The sequence below is a fragment of the Mycoplasma miroungirhinis genome, from assembly GCF_013008815.1.
Lineage (GTDB): Bacteria > Bacillota_I > Bacilli_A > Mycoplasmatales > Metamycoplasmataceae > Metamycoplasma > Metamycoplasma miroungirhinis.
Window position 1 is genome coordinate 40,682 of the sequence record NZ_CP053097.1, and the last position, 22,099, is coordinate 62,780.

Sequence of the window (22,099 nt, forward strand, 5' to 3'; positions counted from 1 at the left end):
GAACAATGAAAGCAAAAAAATTATTATTATTTACTTTGCCAGTAGCTACACTTGCTTTACCTGTAACAGTTATTGCATGTAGCAATGAAAATTCTAATGATACGATTTTAAATAAAGTTAGATCTATTCGTAAAGATTATGATTTAGGATTAGCAACTGATCCTATTAACTCATTAAATTATATTAAGTACCCTTCTGTTAATAAAATACTGCCTTCATTAGTGGAATCACCATTAAAAAATGGACCTAATGAAGCTATTAAACGTCTAGCTAATATTCCTAAAATGAATTTAGGTTTATACCAAACTTCAGAAGATGGAACATTAGATACATATTTAGAAGAAAATCCTAATCCTGAAAATTCTGGTCAATTTTATTCATTAGATAACTTTGGTTCTGCACCAGGAACAATTGCAACTGATCAAACTGAATATCTTTCAGTTAATTCTGTAGTTACTCCATCAAATAAATTTTTATCAAGTAATATTTTATTAAATGATGGGCAAAGCAAATGAAGTAATGGTGATACAGTTACTGCTGATGATTATATTGATGCAATGCACTATATTTTAGATTTAGAAACAGGTTCACAAAAAGTAACAACAATGTTACAAAGAAAATTTAAATCTTCAAGTGAAATGATTGAAGCACAACAAAGATATATTCAAAAACATAATGTAGCTTTTAAAAATCCATTTGCTTATCCACCTATTAAAAAAGAAAATGGCAAATGAGTATATGATGTCTTTAATCCAAATTACAAACCATGAGCTAGTCAAAATGAAAATGATGAAGAAGATGTCAAAATAATTAAAGAAACAGCTTTAAATTTAGGATTCTACTCAGGAAGAATGTATTGAAACTTATCAAATTATGAAGTTTTAAGCGCTATTCCTTATTCACCTGATTTTGATTTTGAAGCAGATGAAACAATTTTAATGTTACCTAATCCAGAATATTCACTTAAATTACATTCTGAAGAAGAACTTCAAGATATAGCACAAAGAATTCCAACAAAAGTTAAAAAATATTTATATTTTGATCCAAAACAAAAACCATCACAAGAATTTAAAAAATTATTAAATCAATCATATGAATTAAAACATAAATTAGGATCTATTTCTTATGATCCAGATAATCCTCAAATTTATACAGAAGCAGTTAATAAACTTTATAAAAATTTAGTTCCAAACGGTCAAACTACATTAAATAATGATTTTGTAAAAAGATTAGAACCTAAAAAATATATGCAAAATAGAGTTTTAGCTCTTGATGAATATACTTTAAGAATTGCATATGATGAATATCAACCAACAACCATTAATAATGCATATCAAGATATAAATTCTATGATAGTTCCAATTAATAGATTATTTGTTGAATCTATTGGTGGAATTAGAGAATTTGGACTAAAAAAAGAAAACTTCTTAACAAACGGGCCTTTTGATATTGATGATTTAGTTTTAGGACCACAAGGATATTTAGAATTAACAAAAAATAAACAATATTATTCAGCATCTAAAACTATTAGTAATAAAATCAAAATTTATTTCTCAAATGATGCAAACATTAATTCAACAATGTTTGATGAAGGATATATTTCAACTACAAGAATTCCATCAGTTTTACAATGATCTTATTGATCTGATTTAAATAAACGTAAATATATGAACAAATCAACTGGATTTGGAACTATTGCTTTAGCATTTAATTTAGATAAAGAAACAAATGGTGATTCTTATGTTAATGATATTAATTTAAGAAATGCAATTTATTATGCAATTAATCGTAATGAAATGTTAAATATAGTTGGATGGAGTACATCATTTCCAGTTATAACTTGAACTGCTTTTGGTCAAGCCTCTTCAAGTTTTGGTGATGCAGTTGAATCTGGTTTTGATCACGACTATATGTATACTAAATATGGAAATTATCCAGAAAATGAAAATGATGAAAATAATTATTTAAATTCATTTATTTACAAAAAAGCAAAACCTCTAGCTCGAGAAAAAAAATGAGGTATTCCTATTCCAGTTCAAAACTATACACATATTGATCATATTTCTAAAACAATGCGTTTTGAAACAGTAGATAGAACAGATAAAGGATATCATCCAGAAGTTGCTAGAAAATTTTTAGATGAATTTAAAAAAGATCACCCTGATTTAAAACAAGTTACTTTAAAATATATTTCAAACTCAACTGATGAACAAAAAAATGCTGGATTAGCGATAAAAGACTTTATGAAAAAAGCATTTGGCGATTATATTCAAATTGAAATTAAAAACTTACCCGAAAATGTTTATGAAGATTGAAGAACTACAGGTAAATATGATTTACTATATCGTAACTTTGATGCATTTGGAAGTGATATATACTCATATATAAGAGTTTTCTTAAAACCAGATGAAATTAAATCAGAGCAACAAAAAACTACCGGATTTAGAAATAATCCTGCAGGTAGTTGAACCTATCATGAATTCTTTACCAAATTAGGTTACTCACGTGATGAAAATAATAATTTAGTAATTAAAAACTCAGAAGATAAAAAGAAAATTGAAGAATTAAAACAAAGATTAAGAATTTTAGGAACAAAACCAAACCATCCAGATGTTTGGGATAAAATTGTTGATCTTTCTGTAATGTACAATAATGAAGATATTAATGAATACACAAAACGTCATATGAAATTCTTAACAAGTCAATTTACTGATGAAGAAAAAGAACAAGGATGAACTGAAGTTATTGCTTTTTCAGTAATTGCTGGATTTGAAAAAATAGTAAGAGAAGCTGCACCCGTTATACCTTTAATGGAAGTTGATACTTATTGAGAAGTAACTCGTATAAATGGTTCAAGTAGTTTATATACTTACTCACTTCAATATGCTTATGATGTTTTAAATCCACCAGTAGCAACATTACCAACATTAATTAAATAGGAGACATATGAAAACAAATATCACAAAACTACTCAAAGAAAAAAAATTGACTTTTATGAGTTCAAAAACTGTTGAAAAACCTTCTTTTGTTGATTTTGCTCAAAAAATTAAACCAAAAACTTCAAAAGTAAGAGATGTTTTTAATTTTCAATCACAGTTGCTACGTTCATTAAAAAGATTATTTATTATGGTGTTTGAGTTTTTTACCATTGCTTGAATCGTTGTTACAATTACATTTTTCTTAATTAATTCTATTCCGGGTTCAACAACACTTACAAGTGGTTTAGATGAAACATCTAAAAAAGCCATTGAAGCCACATATGGATTAGATAAACCATTATTCGATCGATATTTAATTTATTTACAAAACTTATTCAAAGGTGATTTTGGAATTTCATATTCTGTTTTCCCTGGACAAAGTATTAATGACTTTGTTTGAATTAGATTTTATAAATCATTTTTAATTGGGATATTTTCAGTTATGCTAACTTTAATAATTGGAATTCCAGTAGGAGTTTATGTAGGTATGAATCCTGATAAATTACCTGATCATATTGCAACTGTTGTGGTTTCAATCTTTTCATCAATTCCATCACTTGTATTTGCTTTATGATTATTATTAATTGGTAGAACATTACATATTCCATATATTTATGTAGAAACTGATATAGCAACATATGTTCTTCCTGGTCTTGCATTATCACTTGGTTCAATTATTGTGTATATTAAATATATAAGAACTGAATTAAATCGTGAATTAAATTCTCAGCATGCTAAATTCTGTTATTTAAAAGGATTATCAAAATCAAGATTTGTTTGAACTCATGCTTTAAAACCTTCATTATTCCCTATTGCTACTTTCTTTCCTGTTGTTATTTTTGGAAGTTTTATAGGAAGTTTATTCGTTGAACAAATATTCTTTATAACAGGTAGTGGAGGATTGTTATTAAACGCAATTACTTCAAAAGATTACAACATTATCTTATTTATGGTGACATTATTTTCGTTAATTACAATTCTTTCATATACTACTCGTGATGCATTATATAAATTAATAGATCCACGGGTAAGAAGGAGTTCAAGATAATGAAATTCTTTAAAAAACAAACACATGTTTCACCAAATAATGAACACGGAAAAGCATTAGCACCTAATAAATTTATTCAACCAATTAATTATAAAAAATGAGAAATTATTGGTAATTTATTAGAATATCATGAATCACATAACATCAAAAAGCAACAAAATAAATGAATAGAACTATTTTATAGATTTTCAAGAAGTTTTGCTGGTGTATTTGGAATGGTATTATTTCTTTCAATTGTAATAAGTGCAATATTTATTCCATTTTTTACAAAAAGTCCTGACACTTTACATATTGAAAATAAATATCAAGGATTTTTTGAAGGTAATTCAATTTTTGGAACAGATTATTTAGGAAGGGATTTATTTGCTCGTTTATGATGAGGACTTAGATACTCACTTGCACTTGCATTAGTAACTACTATTATTCAAGTTTTTGTAGGTTTATTAATCGGAATTATGATGGGTCATTTTAGAATGTTTGATATTGTTATGACTTATATTATTAAAATAATTTCAAACGTTCCTTCAATTATTATTTTAATTGTTATAACAATAGTTTGACAACCTACATTCTGAGTTATAGTTTTTGCTCTAACATTTACTTCATGAACACATATAGCAAACCAAATGCGTTCACAAGTTTTAAGAGCTAAATCATTTGAATGAGTTTCAGCTTCAAGTGTTTTAGGAACACCAACATATAAAATATTATTAAATTATTTACCTGTTGTTATTCCTTTATTAGTTACTGAAATAGTGTTTCACATTCCTGGTGTTATATTAAGTGAAACATCACTTGCATTCATAGGTTTAAGTATTGATATACCAACACTAGGAAACTTAATTTCTGAAGGTGCAAAAGTATTTACAGCTTATCCAAGATATGTTTTATTACCTTCAATGATGTTAGTTTTATTAACAACAACCATTCAATTAATTTCAACAAGTATTCAAGATTCATTATTAAGACAAAGATAGGTAAAAAATATGAAAAATAATATCCAAACAAATTGACAAAATCTTTCATATCAAGAAAAAATTGAATACTATGATGAAGTTTTACAAACAACATTAAAAACAGAAGCCAATTTAAATAAAAATAGCTATACACCAATTTATCCTGAAGTAATTAAGAAATTAGCAAAGCCACATCCTAAAAATTTATTAGAAGTAAGAAAAGATAAAAATAAATCTTTTGTAAGAAATACAGTTGATTTATGAAAAAATTGAATTAATAAAACACAAAAATTATTCACTTTCAAAAAAAATTCTAATCTTTTTGATTTTCAAAAATATATTGATAATAGCACTGAAGATGTGATTTTAGGTAATAAATTTAAAGTTGCAGCAGAAATTAATGATATTTATTTAACTTTTAAAAACCCAGCCAATCCCAAGGAAAAAAATCTAGTTTTAAGAGGACCAAGTATAAAAATTTATGAAGGTAAAATTCATGCTATCATAGGTGAATCTGGTTCTGGTAAATCAGTTATTACTTCGCTTTTATATGGTTTAACAGGTAATAATGCAATTATTGAATCAGGAAGTGTGAAACTTTATGGTTTAGAAGTACATAATTTCAACTTATATAATTGAGAAAAATCAAAACTTAGAGGAAGAATAGTTAGTGCAGTGTTTCAAAACCCAATGTCAATTTTAGATCCAACAATGAAAGTAGGAAGACAAATTACAGAAGGTATGTTAATAAATAAAATCGTTAAAACTAAAAAAGAAGCAGTTTCAGAAGCAATTAAATATTTAGAAATGGCTAAAATATCTAATCCTAAAAAAGTTATGAATTTATATCCTCATGAACTTTCAGGAGGGATGATACAAAGAATAGCTATTGCTGCTATTGTTTCCTTAAAACCAAAAATTTTAGTAATGGATGAACCTACTACTGCACTAGATCCTACTGTTCAAGCTTTAGTTTTAGATATTATTAGAGAATTACAAGAAACCTTTAATATCGCAATAGCATTTATTACTCATGACTTAGGAATTGTTGCATCGATTGCTGAATTTATTAACATTATGTATGCTGGTCAAATTATTGAATCAGGTACTTGTGAAGAAGTTTTAATGCATCCTCAACATCCGTATACTTGAGGTTTAATTTCATCAATGCCTGATTATAATAATGATGAAAGATTAAATGTTATTAAAGGAGCAGTTCCTTCATCATTAAATGAAATTAAAGGTGATGCATTTGCAATTAGAAATGATTATGCACTAGGTAAAGACCTTGAAGAAGAATCAGATTTTTACTACATTTCACCAACTCATTATGTGAAATCAAGTTTATTAGATAAAAATGCTCCACACTATTTACCACCTAAAATTATTCAAAATCTATGAAAAAGATATTTCAATAGATTACACTATCTTCATGAAGATATTTTTGTAAACCAATCAGATTATCAAAATGATTTAGAAAAAATGCATAAATATAACTTAGAAGTTACAAATTTAATTAATAGTGAGGTTCAAAATGGACAAGACTAAGAAGTATTACACTGAACAAACACGTTTTGGTAAAACTATTTATCGTGAAATAAGACCTGGAACTGAAGAAATGTTAAATTCAGTTGACAAACCAACTATTATTGAAATTAGAAATATGGATGTAACTTATGGATATGGTTCAAAAGCTTTTCAAGCACTGAAAGATTTTAATTTAAACATATATAAAGGTGAAGTCTTAGGTTTAGTAGGTGAATCGGGAAGTGGAAAAACTACTGCAGGAAGAGCTATTATTGGTTTAACTCCTCATAGTTTTGGTCAAATTAAAATATTAGACAAAGTTGTACCTAAAAATTTACATAAAGTTTGAAAATGAACTAAAAAGGGTAAAGACATAGTTGATTTTATGGTTAATAAAGTACAAATGATTTTCCAAGATCCAACTAATAGTTTAAATCCATTTAAAAATGTAGAATACATTATCAGTGAAGGTTTAACTAACACAAATAATTCAAAAGCAATTTATTTATATAACTTTGATCAACAAGCTAAAAAATTAATTTATTCGCATTTATCTAAAGATTCTCACCCTCAATTTTTTGATAAATTTGAAATGGATTTAGAAAAATCACTTACCAGTAATGATTTAGCATTTACTACTTTTTATGAAGATTTTTATAATCAAATAATTTCATTAAATAATAGTGAATTAACTACATTATTTAATGAATTAAAACAAGAACGTGAAAATGCTAACAATATTACAGAAAAAGAAGCTAAAAAAAATCTAGTGTTAGACATTTTAAAATCAGTTGGTTTAGATGATTCAGTTTTAAATAGATATCCATTAGAATTTTCAGGAGGTCAACAACAACGGATCGGAATTTGTCGTGCTATTATTTTACAACCACAACTTTTAATAGCAGATGAGCCAATTTCTGCACTTGATGTTTCTATTCAAGCTCAAGTTATTAATATTTTTAAAGAATTAAAACAAAAATATAATTTAACTATTTTATTTATTGCCCATGATTTAAGAATGGTTGAATATATTTCAGATCGTATTGCTGTTATGAATAAAGGTACATTATTAGAAGTAGGTTCAACTAAAGAAATTATTAAAAATCCTCATCATCCATACACTCAAAGTTTATTAGATGCTGTTCCTTCAATTGAAGCTCAAAGAGGTTCATTAGTTGGTAAAGCATATAATCCTTTAGTTCATGACTATGATGAAGATAATCAACCTAAATGACAAAAAATTTCTAATAATCACTTTGTTTTAGCAAACGATGAAGAATTTCCTACATTTAAGGAAAGTGCAAAAAATTATAAATCTAAAATAATTAAATAGCAAAAAAAATCAAGATCGTTTTGACCTTGATTTTTTAATGCAATAAAAATTTCTTTATAACTTTATTTAAACGATATAAATAATCAATAATAGCTTCACCTAAACCATTTTGTTCAACACTAGAAGTATGGTATTTAGCTTGTAATTTTACTACTTGAGGACTATTTGCCATTGCATATGAATAACCACATATTTTTAACATATCCACATCATTTTTACTATCACCTGCACAAAATACATCTTCTAAACTTAATTCATTTTGATAAAATGTTTCAACTATATATTTAATAGCAGATCCTTTGGAAATATTTTTAGCCATAATTTCGATATTAGATGATGTTTCAATAAAATATACATTAATAGTTTTTAAAAATTTTGTAATTTTTTTAAAGTATTTAGGTTTACAAATAAATTCAATTTTTATAATATCATTTATTTCTTGATTTTTATATTGATTAACTATATCTCTTCCTTTGTCAGTATCAAAATGATAAGCTAATGTTGCTTCTAAACTACTTTGATTAGTAAAATTTGAATAAAAATATTGATAAGAATTTCAAAAAATAATTTCTAATTGATTTTTATTTGCAAAATCAATAATTTTTTTAGCTGCTTCATTATCAATTGTCTTTTGATAAATAAATTCATTTTTTTGCATATCAAAAATACTTGCACCAGTTGAACCAATTAAATATCTAGCATTTAATTGTTTACCAACGTTTTTTACACGTTCAAACACTGGATTTCCAGTACATAAATTAAATAATGCAGGTTTAGGATTTTCTTCACTTTTTGTTGTAGCAAACTTAATATCACTGATTGTTTCTTGTGAAGCTTTAAAATTTGAACTATATAAAGTTCCATCCATATCAGTAAAAATTAGTGGTAATTTAAGATCTTGCATTTATATTAATTCCTCAAAAATATCTTCACCTGTTTCAAGTAAATTACATCCAAAATTTTTTGCAATAATATTTCCAGCTGTTCCTAATCCATTTAAAGGTCTATTGAAAATTTGTGGTTTTTTAAACGATTTTGCAAAAATTGTAAGTGGTAATGCTTCACGAGTATGATCGCTTCCTTTTCATGTTGGGTCATTTCCATGATCTGATGTAATTAATAGTAAATCATCGTCTTTCATAGCATTAATTAATTTAGTTAATTTAATATCAAATCTAGAAATATTTTCTGAGTATCCTTGAGCATCTCTTCTATGTCCATAATGACTATCAAATTGTACTAAATTAACAAACACAAATTGATTTTCAGTGTTTTGTGTAGCTATATCAATAGCAATATCCATGTTTTCATCATCACTAGCAGGACCATAAACAACATCAATACCTTCACCTGTAAAAATATCTTTTATTTTACCAACACCAACTGTTTGAATTCCTTTTTCTTGTAATTGGTTTAATAAAGTTTTCTTTGGAGGTTTATTTGCATAATCATGACGATTAAATGTTCTTGTAAATTCACCATTTTCTCCAACATAAGGTCTTGCAATAACTCTTGCTACATTTCATTCTGGTTTACTTGAACAAATTTGACGAGCTTTTTTTGCATACTCATATAGTTTATCTAAACCTAAATATTTTTCATGACCACAAATTTGTAATGTACTATCTGCAGATGTATAAACAATTATTTCTCCTGTTTCAAGTGATCTTTGACCTAATTCTTTTAAAATAACAGTTCCACTTGCAGCTCTATTTCCAATTAATTTTCTACCATCTCATGCTTTTGAAAGTTTAACTATTAAATCATCTGGAAAACCATTTTCAATAAATTGTGGACTAGGTACTTCTGTTAAAATACCCATCATTTCTCAATGTCCGGTTAAAGTATCTTTACCATTTGACATTTCATGTATTCTAGCCATATAAGCTAAAGGATTTTTATTTTTTTTATGATGATCTGCAATTTTTGCAATTTCACAAATTCCTAATTTTTTTCAAGTTGGAATTTCAAATTCCAAAACTTCAGATGCATGCAAAAAACTATTTGCTCCTTTATCATTAAATTCTTCTTGTCTAGGTTCTTCACCAATTCCTAAGCCATCAGTTACTAACATAAAAATACGTTTAAATTTTTTCATATTATGTCCTTAATATATTTTTTTGAAGTTATATATTTAATTTTATATTAAATATGATAATTGTAGGTTTAATAAGATAAAATTAAATATATTTATATAAATAGAAAGGCATTATATGAAACAAAAAACTAAAATAATTGCAACAGCTGGTCCAGCTTGTGAAAACTATGAAGTAATGAAAGAATTAATAACATCAGGTGTGACTGCAATACGAGCAAATTTTAGTCATGGAACTGGTAAAGATCATGTTAAAAAATATGATATAGCTAGACAAGTAGCAAAAGATTTAAATGTTAATATTTCTTTAATTTTAGACACTAAAGGGCCTGAAATTAGAATAGGTAAAATTGAAAATGACGGACAAATGATTTTAAAAAATCAAGAACTAAACTTAATTTGTGGTTTTGAAATTTTTAAAACTATGATAGGTGATGCTTCTAAAGTAGCAGTTAGTTATGATATGCATTTAAATTTAAAAGTAGGAGATATTGTTTTATTAGATGATGGAAAATTAAAAACTAAAGTAACTAAAATAGATAATAATATCGTTACTGTTTTAACTCAAAATCAACATTTTTTAAAAACAAATAAAAGAATAAATCTTCCTGGTATTGAATTTAGCATACCTTTTTTAGATGACAAAGATAAAAATGACCTTTTATTTGGTATCTCATACGGAGTTGATATAGTGGCTGCTAGTTTTGTAAATAATAAACAAAATTTACAAGAATTAAGAAAATTTTTAGATGAAAATGGTGGACAAAAAATTCAAATTTGTTCAAAAATTGAATCACAAACTGGCATTGATAATATTGATGAAATTATTGAATATTCTGACTCAATTATGGTGGCAAGAGGTGATTTAGGTCTTGAAGTCAACTATTATCAAGTTCCTCAATATCAACAAATGATTATCCAAAAATGTAATATCGCCAAAAAAGAAGTTATTGTTGCGACACAAATGTTAGATTCAATGGAAATAAATCCATTACCTACAAGAGCTGAAGTTACTGATGTATATTGAGCTACAACATCAGGAGCTGATACAACTATGTTAAGCGGTGAAACTGCAAGTGGTAATTTTCCTTCTGAAGCTGTTAAAACAATGTATGAAATTAATAATCAAGCTAATGAAGATTTCTTTGCAAACGAAAAACAATATTTTGAATATATTTGAAATATTTTAATTAATTCTAATGATGATTCAAAATGAGCATATGATATTGCAAAAGATGTGTATGATAAAAAAGAAGATTATGTTTTTTGTTTAGTTTCAGACTATAACAAATTAAAAACTCTTTCAAAATATAAACTATATGCAAACATTATTGCTATTTTTGATAGCCCTCAAATGCACAATAAAATCGGAATTTTAAACAATGTATTTTCAATTAAAGATACAGAAAATGAATTTTTAGAAATTTCACAAACAAATAAAATCACTAAAAAACTTTATGATATTTTTAATTTAGAAAACAAAAATTATCAAATTATCAAATTATAATTTATTATCTAATATTTTTAATGCACCAGAAGCAGTTTTAATATATGCTCCTGGTAATTTATTTTTTCCTAGTAAAATACCACCGAAATATCTAATCACAAAAACAGCAATATTTTGTCTTTTTTGAATTTTTAAAAGATTTAAAAGCGGTATTCCAGCTGAACCCTTTGGTTCTGAATTATCATCACCTTTTTCTTCTAATCTCCCATTTTCAAAAATTAAATAAGCATAGCAAATATGTTTAGCTTTTGGGTGTAATTTTCACAATTCTTGATTGATTTCAGAAACTTGCGATTTTGACGTAACTTCATAAGCAAAAGCTATAAATGTAGATTTTTTAATGATTAATTCAAACATATATTTATTATATATTTTTCAAATAAATAATAATAAAAGTTATAATTTTAATTATGATTAAATTAGCAGTAAAATACAGTGAAAGAATTGATAAATACATTACTAATAACTCAGAAATTACTAGAAATGATGCACAAGAATTAATAAGACAAGGTGCAGTGAGTGTTGATGGAATGAAAATAAATAAGACTAAATTTATAGTTTCAGAAAACCAAGAAATTTTAATTGAAAAATTAATTGATAAAACAGTTCATATTGATGCTCAAAATATTACTTTAAATATTGTCTATGAAGATGATAAACTTATTGTAATAAATAAAGAATCAGGTATGGTAACTCATCCTGCACCTGGTAATTATAAAAACACACTTGTAAATGCTCTAATGTATCATTTTAAAAATAATTTAAGTAATGAAAATGGATTACTAAGATTAGGAATAGTACATCGATTAGATAAAGACACAAGTGGTTTATTATTAGTTGCAAAAGATAATAAAACACACCAATTTTTAGCAGCACAGTTAAAAGATCATAAAATCGATCGTAAATATTTAGCAATTGTTGATGGAATAATTGAAAATGAAATTACAAATATTGACCTTCCAATTGGACGTGATCCAAAAAATCGTCAAAAGATGGCTGTTACAAAAACAAATTCTAAATTAGCTCAAACTAGAATAAAAGTGTTAAAACAAATTTATGTTAACAATAGCATAAAAACATTAGTTGAATGTCAGTTAAAAACAGGTCGTACTCATCAAATTAGAGTACATTTAGCATATATTAAACACCCAGTTTTTGGTGATCCATTATATGGTAAAAAAGAAGATTCATTTAATCAAAGACTTCATGCATATAAAATTACTTTTAAACATCCAAATGGAAAAATAATGACATTTGAAATTCCAATGCCTTTAGAAATGCAAAAAGATATTAATGTATCTGAATTGAATTTATAAATTTATAAATAAATATTATATAATTTAAAATATTAAATTAAGGAGTAAATATGAACCCATTTTTCTTTGGAAATCAAAAAACAAGAGAAGAATTAATGCAAGAAGATAAATCTAAGTTCAGACCTTGATTTATTTGATTTACAATTGCTTTAGCTATTACATTTTTATTAGCTGTTGCAGGTTTAAGTGTTGTTTTAGCTTTTAATAAGAATTATTATACTGAATTTCAAAAAATTGTTGTAAGAGATCACGCAGACTATGCAGCAGCACAAATAAATGCAGAAACTCAAAAACAAATGGTTTATTTATACATAAGTGCAATTTTACCATTTATTTTATTTGGTATTATGCTTGCAATATTTATTAAAAATTTTTCAAAAAGTGTACAAAAAAAAGATTATTCAGTATTTAATCCAGGTTTTTTTACTTTTAGCGTTGTATTAATTATTTTTTACATTATTACCAATTGAAATTTACCATATAGAATTTCAACTATGAAAAATGATGATTATTTTTCTATTATTTCAATTTTTAATATTATATTTTATGTTTTAAGTTATTTATTTATTGGTTCTAAATGTAGTAAAATCACAAAAACATTTAGAATGGCTAAATTATATGAAAAATCTAAATCATTAGAAGAACAATTTGCAAAAAATCCAAATCAATCTTTTAATGATTTATTTGCAGGTTTTGCAAACCAAAATAACAATTTTAATTCTGCTTCACAAGAAACACAACCACAAAATGAAGATAAAACTCAACCTTTAGAAATGAATGAAGAAGAGATTAATATTTTTAAGGAAAATCCAGAAATTATAACCTCAATTTATTATCAAAAATTAAAAAATATGAGTCGAGAACAATTAAATTTAATTGCAAACAAATTAAATATTTTTGGTAATAATGATTTAACTGATATTCAACTTAAGGTGAAAATTGCTCAAATTTATCTGTCAAAAGAAAACAAAGGTAAAAATAATGATTAATTTTGAAAATACTCAACAAGCTACTACAAATGCAACAACAAGTAATACTAATAACACTATAATTTTATTGTTTGCTTTTATTTTAATTGTAAGTTTATATATTGCAGTTAAATTTTCAATTCATTTTAAAAAAAGTTTGGAATATACAAAAAAAGCAATAGGATATAAACTAAAAAAACCTTTTGTGTATGGATTAAAATTTTCAACTCCTTCTTTAATAAATTTATTTATTTTTGAAATTTTGTTAGTAGTAATTATGATTTGAACTGCTATTAATTTTGCTTCAGATATTAAGAATTTTTATAAAAATTTAGAACAAACCAATTCAGATAATCAAACCACTCAATTATTTTTTGATTATGCAAGTCCAAGGTCTTTATTTAATTACTTTACTATCTCTCTTGCATGAATTTATGCTCCATTAGTATTTTTATATAATTTTATTATTTTTAAGAAATCATTTAAAGATGAACAATATCACGATAAAAATTTTGCTTTTAAATTAAAAGAAGATCTTTTAGAAGAATATAAAGAAAATCAAATGTTTAAAGAAATAAAAATTGACATTGAAGATATGAAAACTAAGAATCCACTAGGAGCAAAAGTTTTAGCAAAAAAAACATATGAATTTAATAATTTTGATCAATTAGATTTTGCAAAAGCTTATAAATTCGCCTTAGAGATGGAATTTATTAAAAATTACTACGAATTTTATGTTAAAAACTTTACCTTTTTTGGAAAATACTTTGAAGATAAAAAAATTTTAAATTTTCAAATTGATTATCAAAATGATTATTCATCAACTATGGATAAACAAATTCAATGAATGAACGATGTAGATAGAAGTTTTAAAAACAATAAAGACAATGTACCTTTAGAACTTTACAATTATAAAAATATAAATATTACATTAATGAAAAATCAAAGAAAAAATTCATCATTAACTACAAATACAAATGATATAAATTATTTAGGTGCTGATCCATCAATTCATTTATCTTATTCATTAGATGGTAATGTACAACCAAAATTAGATATTTTAGATATTTTAAAAGTAATATCAGAGAATACTTGAAAAAAACTTATTTTAAAAATTTAATTTAATGCCTAAGGGCATTTTTTATTACTTTAGTTAAGTAATTTAAAATACAAAAAATATAAAGATGAAAAATATTAATTTTTTTTGCCTTCACCGGGTAAGTTGTTGTATAATAATAAAGAATTTATTTTTAAATTCCATATTATAATAAATTATCAAACATAAAAGAAAGGAAAAAATGCCTACAATTAGCCAACTTATTAATAGTGGACGTAAAGATAAAGTTATTAAACCAAAAGCACCTGCTTTATTATTATCTTATAATTCACTATTGAAAAAAGAGAAAAAAATCCCTGCACCATTTAAACGTGGTGTATGTACACGGGTAGGAACAATGACACCTAAAAAACCTAACTCAGCTACTCGTAAATATGCTCGGGTAAGACTTTCAAATGGTATGGAAGTTACAGCATATATCCCAGGTGAAGGACACAACTTACAAGAACACTCAGTTGTTTTAATAAGAGGTGGAAAAGTTAAAGACTTACCAGGGGTACGTTATACAATCGTTAGAGGTACACAAGATACAGCTGGAGTTAATAATCGTAAACAAGGTCGTTCAAGATACGGTGCTAAAAGACCAAAAGCTAACTAATTAAATTCAATTATTTTATTAAAATTTTAAAAGGAGAAATTATATGTCAAGAAAAAGACAAGCCCCAGTGCGTGATGTTTTAGCAGATCCAATTTTTAACTCTAAAATTGTTACTAAATTAATTAATACAATTATGTTAGATGGTAAAAAATCTATAGCAGAAAATATCTTGTACTCAGCCTTTGATATTATCAAAGAAAAAACTCAAAAAGATCCAATGGAAGTATTTAATACAGCTATTGAAAATATTACTCCACAATTAGAAATTAGATCACGTCGTATTGGTGGAAGTAACTACCAAGTTCCTGTAGAAGTATCAGCTAGAAGAAAACAAACTTTAGCTTTACGTTGATTAATTCAATATTCACGTTTAAGAAATGAAAAAACAATGGATTTACGTTTAGCAAATGAAATTATTGATGCATCTAATAAAACTGGTGGATCAATTAAAAAACGTGAAGACACTCATAAAATGGCAGAATCAAATAAAGCATTCGCTCATTTTAGATGATAATTTTTGTTATTTAGAAAAAAATCAAAATTATACTATATTATTATCATAATTAAAATAAGCAAAGGATGAAAAATATATTTATATGTCAAGAGAATATCCATTAGAAAATTACCGTAATATTGGAATTATGGCTCACATCGATGCCGGAAAAACAACAACAACAGAACGTATTTTATATCACACAGGAAAAATACATAAAATTGGTGAAACACATGAAGGTGCTAGCCAAATGGACTGAATGATTCAGGAACAAGAAAGAGGTATTACAATAACCTCAGCTGCAACTACAGCATTTTGAAAAGGAAAAAGAATTAACATAATCGATACACCTGGTCACGTTGATTTTACAGTTGAAGTTGAACGTTCACTACGTGTATTAGATGGTGCTGTTGCAGTTTTAGATGCTCAAAGTGGGGTAGAACCTCAAACCGAAACAGTTTGAAGACAAGCAACTACATATAAAGTACCTAGAATTGTTTTTGTTAATAAAATGGATAAAGCTGGTGCAAGTTTTAAAAACTCAGTTGAATCTGTAAGAACACGTTTAGGTGGTAAATGTTATGCTATTCAATTAAATATTGGTGAAGAATCACAATTTAATGGAATAGTTGACTTAGTACAATTAAGAGCTTATGAATTCGATGGACAACCAGAAGAAAATATGAAAGACATCGAAATTCCTGATTATTTAAAAGACGAAGTAATGTTATTACGTCACGAACTGATTGAAGCTGTTGCTGACTATGATGAAGAAATTATGATGTCAGTTTTAGAAGGTGAAGAAATTTCAGCTGAAAAATTAAAACAAGCTATTCGTGCAGCTACTTTAACAAGTGAATTTTTCCCAGCAGTTTGTGGTACAGCATTTAAAAACAAAGGTGTTAAATTAATGATTGATGCAGCTGTTGATTACTTACCAAGTCCTTTAGATGTACCTGCTATTAAAGGTCATTTAGGTGATAAGGAAGTAAACATTAAAGCAGCTGATGAAGAAAGTTTCGCAGCTTTAGCATTTAAAGTTATGAATGATCCATATGTTGGAAACTTAACATTCTTTAGAGTTTATGCTGGAGTGTTAGAAAAAGGAAGCTACGTAAAAAACTCAACTAAAGACCAAAAAGAAAGAATTAGTCGTATTTTACAAATGCATGCTAACTCACGTCAAGACATAGATGAAGTTAGAACAGGAGATATTGCTGCTGCTGTTGGATTAAAATCAACTACAACAGGAGATACCTTAATAGCAGAAAAAGCTCCAGAAATTATTTTAGAAAAAATGGAATTTCCTGAACCAGTTATTTCTCAAGCCTTAGAACCTGCAACAAAAGCTGCTACTGAAAAACTTTCATTAGCATTACAAAGATTATCAGCAGAAGATCCTACTTTTAGAACATTTACTGATGAAGAAACTGGACAAACAATTATTGCTGGTATGGGTGAATTACACTTAGATATTATTGTTGACCGTCTAAAAAGAGAATTTGGTGTGGAAGTAAATGTTGGAGCACCTCAAGTTAGTTATCGTGAAACAATTACAAAATCAGCAGATGTTGAAGGAATTCATAAAAAACAATCAGGTGGAAAAGGACAATACGGACACGTATGAATTAAATATGAACCAAACCCAGATGGTGGTTTTGAATTTATTGATAAAATCGTTGGTGGTAAAATTCCAAAAGAATACATTAAATCAATTCAAAAAGGTTTACAAGAAAAAATGGATATTGGTATTTTAGCTGGTTATCCAATGATTGATATTAAAGCTACATTATTTGATGGTTCATACCATGATGTCGATTCATCTGAATTAGCTTATAAAATTGCAGCTTCTAAATCACTTACAAAAGGTAAAGATTTACTTGGAACTGTTTTATTAGAACCAATTATGGATGTTGCTGTTACTGTTCCTGATGATTATTTTGGAGATATTATGGGTGATATTTCTCGTCGTAGAGGACAAATTAGAGGGGATGAAACTCGTTCAGATGGTGTTCACATCATTAAATCATTTATTCCTTTAAGTGAAATGTTTGGATATGCAACTGATTTACGTTCAATGACTGCTGGTCGTGGAAACTACCAAATGTGATTTGACCACTATGAAAAAATGCCTAAAAACTTATCTGATGAAATCATTAAAAAACGTGGTGGAAAAGTAAAAGTTGAAGAAGATTAATAATATATCTTTATAGAAATGAAACATTTAAATTAATAGTGTTTCATTTTTTTTTATTTTTTTTACTAAAAACCACTCAAAGTCACATTGTTTAAATATTTCAAAGAATAAAATCACTAATATTTTTTTGTAATTTTTTATAAAAAAATTTGCATTATTTTCTTTAAGAAAAAGAATAAAAAAAACAAATAAATAATTTTAATTATATAATTTAATTGTAAAAAAGAGGTAACATGTTAAAAGTTCAAACTGACTTTCTTAAATTTAATGATGAATTAAAATTACTTTTAAAAACTCATAAAATGTCTCAAAAAGAATTAGCTATGCGTTTAGGTCTTTCTTTAAAACACATGAACACTATTTTAAAAGGTGATATTAATGAGTTAACTGTAAATGTTTTAGAAGGATTAGAATATGTTTTTAATCTTAAATCTGGTACTTTATCTGAAAAATATTACATTTACAAAAATAAACAAATAATTAGTGGTTTAAAAGATAAAGTCAAAAATTACTTAAATGAATATGGAATTAATTTTTTAATTCAAAATCCACAATTAAGTAGTCCATTTAATATTTTTATTCAAGATAATATGTATGATTATGAAAAATTAATGGCTTTAAAAAAATTTTATGGTGTATCAAATTTAGAAGATTATAAACTTTATTTAGATGAACATGTTTTAGCTGAATTTAAAAAATTTCACGATAAACCTAATACATATGTTTGAATTAGATTTTGTGAATTAGGAGTAGATCCTTATGAACCAGTTGGTACATTTAGATCAAATGAACATACACCAGCAATTAAAAAAGCATTAAATATCATGAGTTCAGCCAAACCATTTAATGAAAAAGTTTCATTATTAAAACTTTTTTTAAGAAAAAAAGGTATTGTTTTAGTTACAAAAAAATTTATCGAAGATTCAATGATAAGAGGAATAACTATTAAAAAAGGAGCAAAAAGATTCATATTTTTAAGTGATATGTATCAAAGAGAGTGTTTTATATTCTTTACATTATTACACGAAATTGTGCATTGTTATTTCCCTAAAAAAACTGAAGAAGAAATTGATAATTATGTAATTGAAGAATACGACAAATGAGAAAAACAAACAATAACACAATACAAAGCTATTTATGATGCAATTAGTTGTTATAATTCAGCCAAATGACAAACTCAAAAAAATCCTAATGCAAATGTAAGTTACATTTGAGAAACTTTACAATTAAAATATCCAAAAGTAACATTTGAAGAGGAATAATGATAAATAAAATCACAAGAAATTATTACAATAATAAAGACTATTTTTTAGATGAAGAAAATAAAGTTGTGAAATTATCTACTGAATTTCATAAAAAATTATTATCAGCAAAACCTGGTAGTTTTAATGGTTTTAAAAAAGTAGGTGGTTCTAGTATTGCAAATGTTTTAAACTTAGATGCTCTTCATAATGATTTTGTTGCTTTTTGTAATATTTCCAAAATAGGTTTACCTATTCTTGATAAAAAATACGTTAATGCAGGAATTATTTTAGAACCTGAAATTATTAAAATGTTAGAGCAAAAGACTAATAAAATTGTAGAAAGATTTCCTGCTCAAAAATATAATTATGATTATTTTAAAGATAATCTTATTTTAGGTGGACTTCCGGATGGTTATATTGAATCAACTAATACTATTGTTGAAATTAAAACTACAGGACTAAAAAATTATGAATACTGACAAAATAATGGGATTCCACTTAATTACATCAAACAAACACAACTATATGCTTATTTAAAAGGGGCAAATTCTTATGCAATTTGTGCTTCATTTTTAGAAGAAGCTGACTACCAAAATTTAGATAAAGTAGACGTTTTTAAAAGAAAAAGTATGGTTCAATTGTACAAATTAAACAAAGAACAAGCAGAAGATGATATTGAAAAAGTGTATAAATGATATAAAAAATATACTGAATTAGGTATTAGTCCAACTTATGATTTAGCAATGAATTTAGATTTAATTGAATGATTAAGATGTGAAAACCAAGAACAATGAGAACAATTATATAATAAATGATTTGCAGAAGGAAAAATCAATTTATATGAAGTTTAATTTAGAAAAAATAGCTAAATTTAAAAATTATTTAGCCGCAAATACATCATCAGATTTTTGAATTAAACATACAAAAGAAGATTATCTAAAACTCAAAAATATAAGTGATAACAAAGATAATAATGAAGAAGAATCTCAAGATAATGATGGTGAATTTGATTATTTTTCCAAAATTTTTGATGCTTTAATTGAAGATGATAGTCAGCTTAATAAATTAGAAGCTGGTGATTATTTTGGTACTGCAAGTTATGCGATGTTCGATAAAATTTCTAAAAAAATGACGAGTATTTTAGAACAAAATTACTTACCCCAAGAAATTAGTGTAATACCTATTATGAAACCCCTAGAAGAAAAAATTCTTCTTACAAATCAGGCATTACAAAATCCAAACATTAAATTAATACGTAACCCATTTTTTATTTACTATATAGATAAAAATAAAGAAGATATATTACTAGCTAATCCTGTTGCATATGATAAACAAAAACACATTTTATACTCACAAAATGCTGTTACATCTGTTAAAAAACTTAAATATGCTCTAAAAGCTTTTTGAGAATCTGAAATTGTAAAAAAAAATAATCTAAATGTTAAAGAGTATGTTTTTTTAATTTTAAATAAAGAAAAAAATATTAAAAATCAGATTGAAATAAAAAAAGAAAATAAAGTGACTTATGCTACATCAAAAGTAGATGATGACACTCAAGAACTTACTTTTGATATTAATGATTTATTAGATAATGGTGCTGTTACTATTAAAAAATTAAGAAAAGACAAAATATTAAAACCTCTTTCTATTGAACAATTTGCTAATTTATGAACTTCTTCATTAATTAATCAGGATGTTGAAACTTTTAGTGAATATGATAAAAAAAGTGATTGAGGGAAAAATGAACATGAAAATTTAATTTTTGTTACAGAAAATCCTCAATTTAATAATATAAATGGAACTTTTTTAAAAAAGATTAAAAATCGTTTTTTTGAAAATAAAATTTCTGAAATGAATGAAATTGTAAACACACATTTAGAATTACAAAACATATTTAATAAAATTAATTTAATAAATAAAGATCAGACAAGTATTATTATCAAAAAAATACAAGAAAGTGGTGCAAAAGTTATTTGATATGATTTTGAAGGTTTTAGTTTGCCTTTCCCACCTTTAGATAATGTCAAACCTTATAGTCAAATTGTTAATCAAGTAAGTATTATTAAAACAATTACTATAAAACAAAATGATTCATTTGAACTAAAAATAATTGATAGCGAATCAAAAGACATAATTTATGATCCTCAAACAATTAATTTTCATGATTTCATTGATTTAATTAATAATGTATATGGAAATGAAGCTCATGATGCATATGTAGTGTTTAATAAAGGTTATGAACTATCAAGAATGAATGAAATGAAAAATTACATTGAAAAAGGTATAAAGGCTAAAAAAATAGATATAAAGGAAAAAATTTTTATTGATGCTTGCGAAAAATTGGAATATATTAAAGCAAATACTGTAGATATTATGTTAGCTTTTAATAAAAATACTATTTTTCTTCATGCTTTAAAAGGTTATTATTCAATTAAAAAAGTAGAAAAATATATTACTAAATCACATATGAATTTACCACATCTTATTATTCCATATAGTGATTTAGAAGTAAAAAACGGTAAAATGGCGATGGATAATGCTATTTTAAGATATACAGGTGTAATTGGTAACAAGGAATGAAAAATAAAAGCACAAAAATTAAAAGAATATTGTCATAATGATGTTTTAGCTATGATAATGGTTTATGATTTTATTAACAAATTAATAAAAGAAGGTGTTGATAATTTAAATGATAAAGATATTGATATTTTTCATTAATAAT

General features: G+C 25.6%; 18 protein-coding genes. 15 read left to right on the plus strand and 3 right to left on the minus strand.

All coding sequences use genetic code 4. The annotated features are described in order from the left end of the window. Nucleotides 1–5: 5 nt before the first annotated feature. The 5 genes from HLA92_RS00170 to HLA92_RS00190 are packed head-to-tail and all read left to right on the plus strand — an operon-like array spanning nt 6 to nt 7,842. Nucleotides 6–2,939 (plus strand): ABC transporter substrate-binding protein, encoded by a 2,934-nt coding sequence (locus HLA92_RS00170; protein ID WP_171112360.1) that lies wholly within the window; start codon nt 6–8, stop codon nt 2,937–2,939. Nucleotides 2,940–2,946: 7 nt separating this feature from the next. Beyond that, nucleotides 2,947–4,026: an ABC transporter permease gene (locus tag HLA92_RS00175; protein ID WP_171112362.1), complete on the plus strand. Its 1,080-nt coding sequence runs from the start codon at nt 2,947–2,949 to the stop codon at nt 4,024–4,026. Continuing rightward, nucleotides 4,026–5,003, plus strand: coding sequence for an ABC transporter permease (locus HLA92_RS00180; RefSeq protein ID WP_171112364.1), 978 nt, complete (start codon nt 4,026–4,028; stop codon nt 5,001–5,003). The genes HLA92_RS00175 and HLA92_RS00180 overlap by 1 nt, the downstream gene beginning before the upstream one ends. Nucleotides 5,004–5,012: 9 nt before the next feature. Next, the gene (locus HLA92_RS00185; RefSeq protein WP_171112366.1) at nt 5,013–6,530 is read left to right on the plus strand and encodes an ABC transporter ATP-binding protein; all 1,518 of its coding nucleotides are present in this window, start codon (nt 5,013–5,015) and stop codon (nt 6,528–6,530) included. Continuing rightward, nucleotides 6,517–7,842 (plus strand): ABC transporter ATP-binding protein, encoded by a 1,326-nt coding sequence (locus tag HLA92_RS00190; RefSeq protein WP_171112368.1) that lies wholly within the window; start codon nt 6,517–6,519, stop codon nt 7,840–7,842. Before HLA92_RS00185 ends, HLA92_RS00190 begins: the two co-directional genes overlap by 14 nt. A 34-nt stretch (nt 7,843–7,876) precedes the next feature. Here HLA92_RS00190 and HLA92_RS00195 read toward each other — a convergent pair whose 3' ends face one another. Together HLA92_RS00195 and HLA92_RS00200 are read right to left on the minus strand one after the other, a co-directional pair. Continuing rightward, complete coding sequence (locus HLA92_RS00195; protein ID WP_171112370.1) at nt 7,877–8,746, minus strand: Cof-type HAD-IIB family hydrolase; 870 nt, start codon at nt 8,744–8,746, stop codon at nt 7,877–7,879. Further along, nucleotides 8,747–9,940 carry a phosphopentomutase gene (locus tag HLA92_RS00200; RefSeq protein ID WP_171112372.1) on the minus strand — a complete coding sequence of 398 codons (1,194 nt, stop codon included), beginning with the start codon at nt 9,938–9,940 and terminating at the stop codon, nt 8,747–8,749. A 115-nt stretch (nt 9,941–10,055) separates the two neighbouring features. Between HLA92_RS00200 and pyk the strand changes: the two genes are divergently transcribed. Beyond that, entirely contained in the window at nt 10,056–11,444 is a 1,389-nt protein-coding gene (pyk, locus tag HLA92_RS00205) for a pyruvate kinase (protein WP_171112374.1), read from the plus strand. Here pyk and HLA92_RS00210 read toward each other — a convergent pair. Further along, nucleotides 11,439–11,801, minus strand: a complete 363-nt coding sequence (locus tag HLA92_RS00210) for a YigZ family protein (protein ID WP_171112376.1) — start codon at nt 11,799–11,801, stop codon at nt 11,439–11,441. The two genes, pyk and HLA92_RS00210, sit on opposite strands and share 6 nt — an antisense overlap. Before the next feature lie 53 nt (nt 11,802–11,854). Between HLA92_RS00210 and HLA92_RS00215 the strand changes: the two genes are divergently transcribed. The 9 genes from HLA92_RS00215 to HLA92_RS00255 all read left to right on the plus strand — a co-directional run bounded on the left by HLA92_RS00215 (nt 11,855) and on the right by HLA92_RS00255 (nt 22,095). Continuing rightward, a complete protein-coding gene (locus HLA92_RS00215) occupies nt 11,855–12,760 on the plus strand; it encodes an RluA family pseudouridine synthase (RefSeq protein ID WP_171112379.1) in 906 nt (301 codons plus the stop codon). A 50-nt stretch (nt 12,761–12,810) separates the two neighbouring features. After that, nucleotides 12,811–13,749, plus strand: coding sequence for a hypothetical protein (locus HLA92_RS00220; protein ID WP_171112381.1), 939 nt, complete (start codon nt 12,811–12,813; stop codon nt 13,747–13,749). Then, the gene (locus tag HLA92_RS00225) at nt 13,742–14,848 is read left to right on the plus strand and encodes a hypothetical protein (RefSeq protein WP_171112382.1); all 1,107 of its coding nucleotides are present in this window, start codon (nt 13,742–13,744) and stop codon (nt 14,846–14,848) included. The genes HLA92_RS00220 and HLA92_RS00225 overlap by 8 nt, the downstream gene beginning before the upstream one ends. A 178-nt stretch (nt 14,849–15,026) precedes the next feature. Further along, nucleotides 15,027–15,443 (plus strand): 30S ribosomal protein S12, encoded by a 417-nt coding sequence (gene rpsL / locus HLA92_RS00230; RefSeq protein WP_171112384.1) that lies wholly within the window; start codon nt 15,027–15,029, stop codon nt 15,441–15,443. Nucleotides 15,444–15,486: 43 nt separating this feature from the next. Continuing rightward, entirely contained in the window at nt 15,487–15,957 is a 471-nt protein-coding gene (rpsG, locus tag HLA92_RS00235; RefSeq protein WP_171112386.1) for a 30S ribosomal protein S7, read from the plus strand. 82 nt (nt 15,958–16,039) lie between these two features. Continuing rightward, entirely contained in the window at nt 16,040–18,133 is a 2,094-nt protein-coding gene (gene fusA / locus HLA92_RS00240; RefSeq protein ID WP_171112388.1) for an elongation factor G, read from the plus strand. Nucleotides 18,134–18,366: 233 nt separating this feature from the next. After that, complete coding sequence (locus HLA92_RS00245; RefSeq protein ID WP_171112390.1) at nt 18,367–19,395, plus strand: helix-turn-helix domain-containing protein; 1,029 nt, start codon at nt 18,367–18,369, stop codon at nt 19,393–19,395. Then, nucleotides 19,395–20,228, plus strand: coding sequence for an MAGa7180 family putative nuclease (locus tag HLA92_RS00250; protein ID WP_171112391.1), 834 nt, complete (start codon nt 19,395–19,397; stop codon nt 20,226–20,228). Before HLA92_RS00245 ends, HLA92_RS00250 begins: the two co-directional genes overlap by 1 nt. After that, nucleotides 20,218–22,095: a UU173 family protein gene (locus tag HLA92_RS00255; RefSeq protein WP_171112393.1), complete on the plus strand. Its 1,878-nt coding sequence runs from the start codon at nt 20,218–20,220 to the stop codon at nt 22,093–22,095. Before HLA92_RS00250 ends, HLA92_RS00255 begins: the two co-directional genes overlap by 11 nt. Nucleotides 22,096–22,099: the final 4 nt, after the last annotated feature.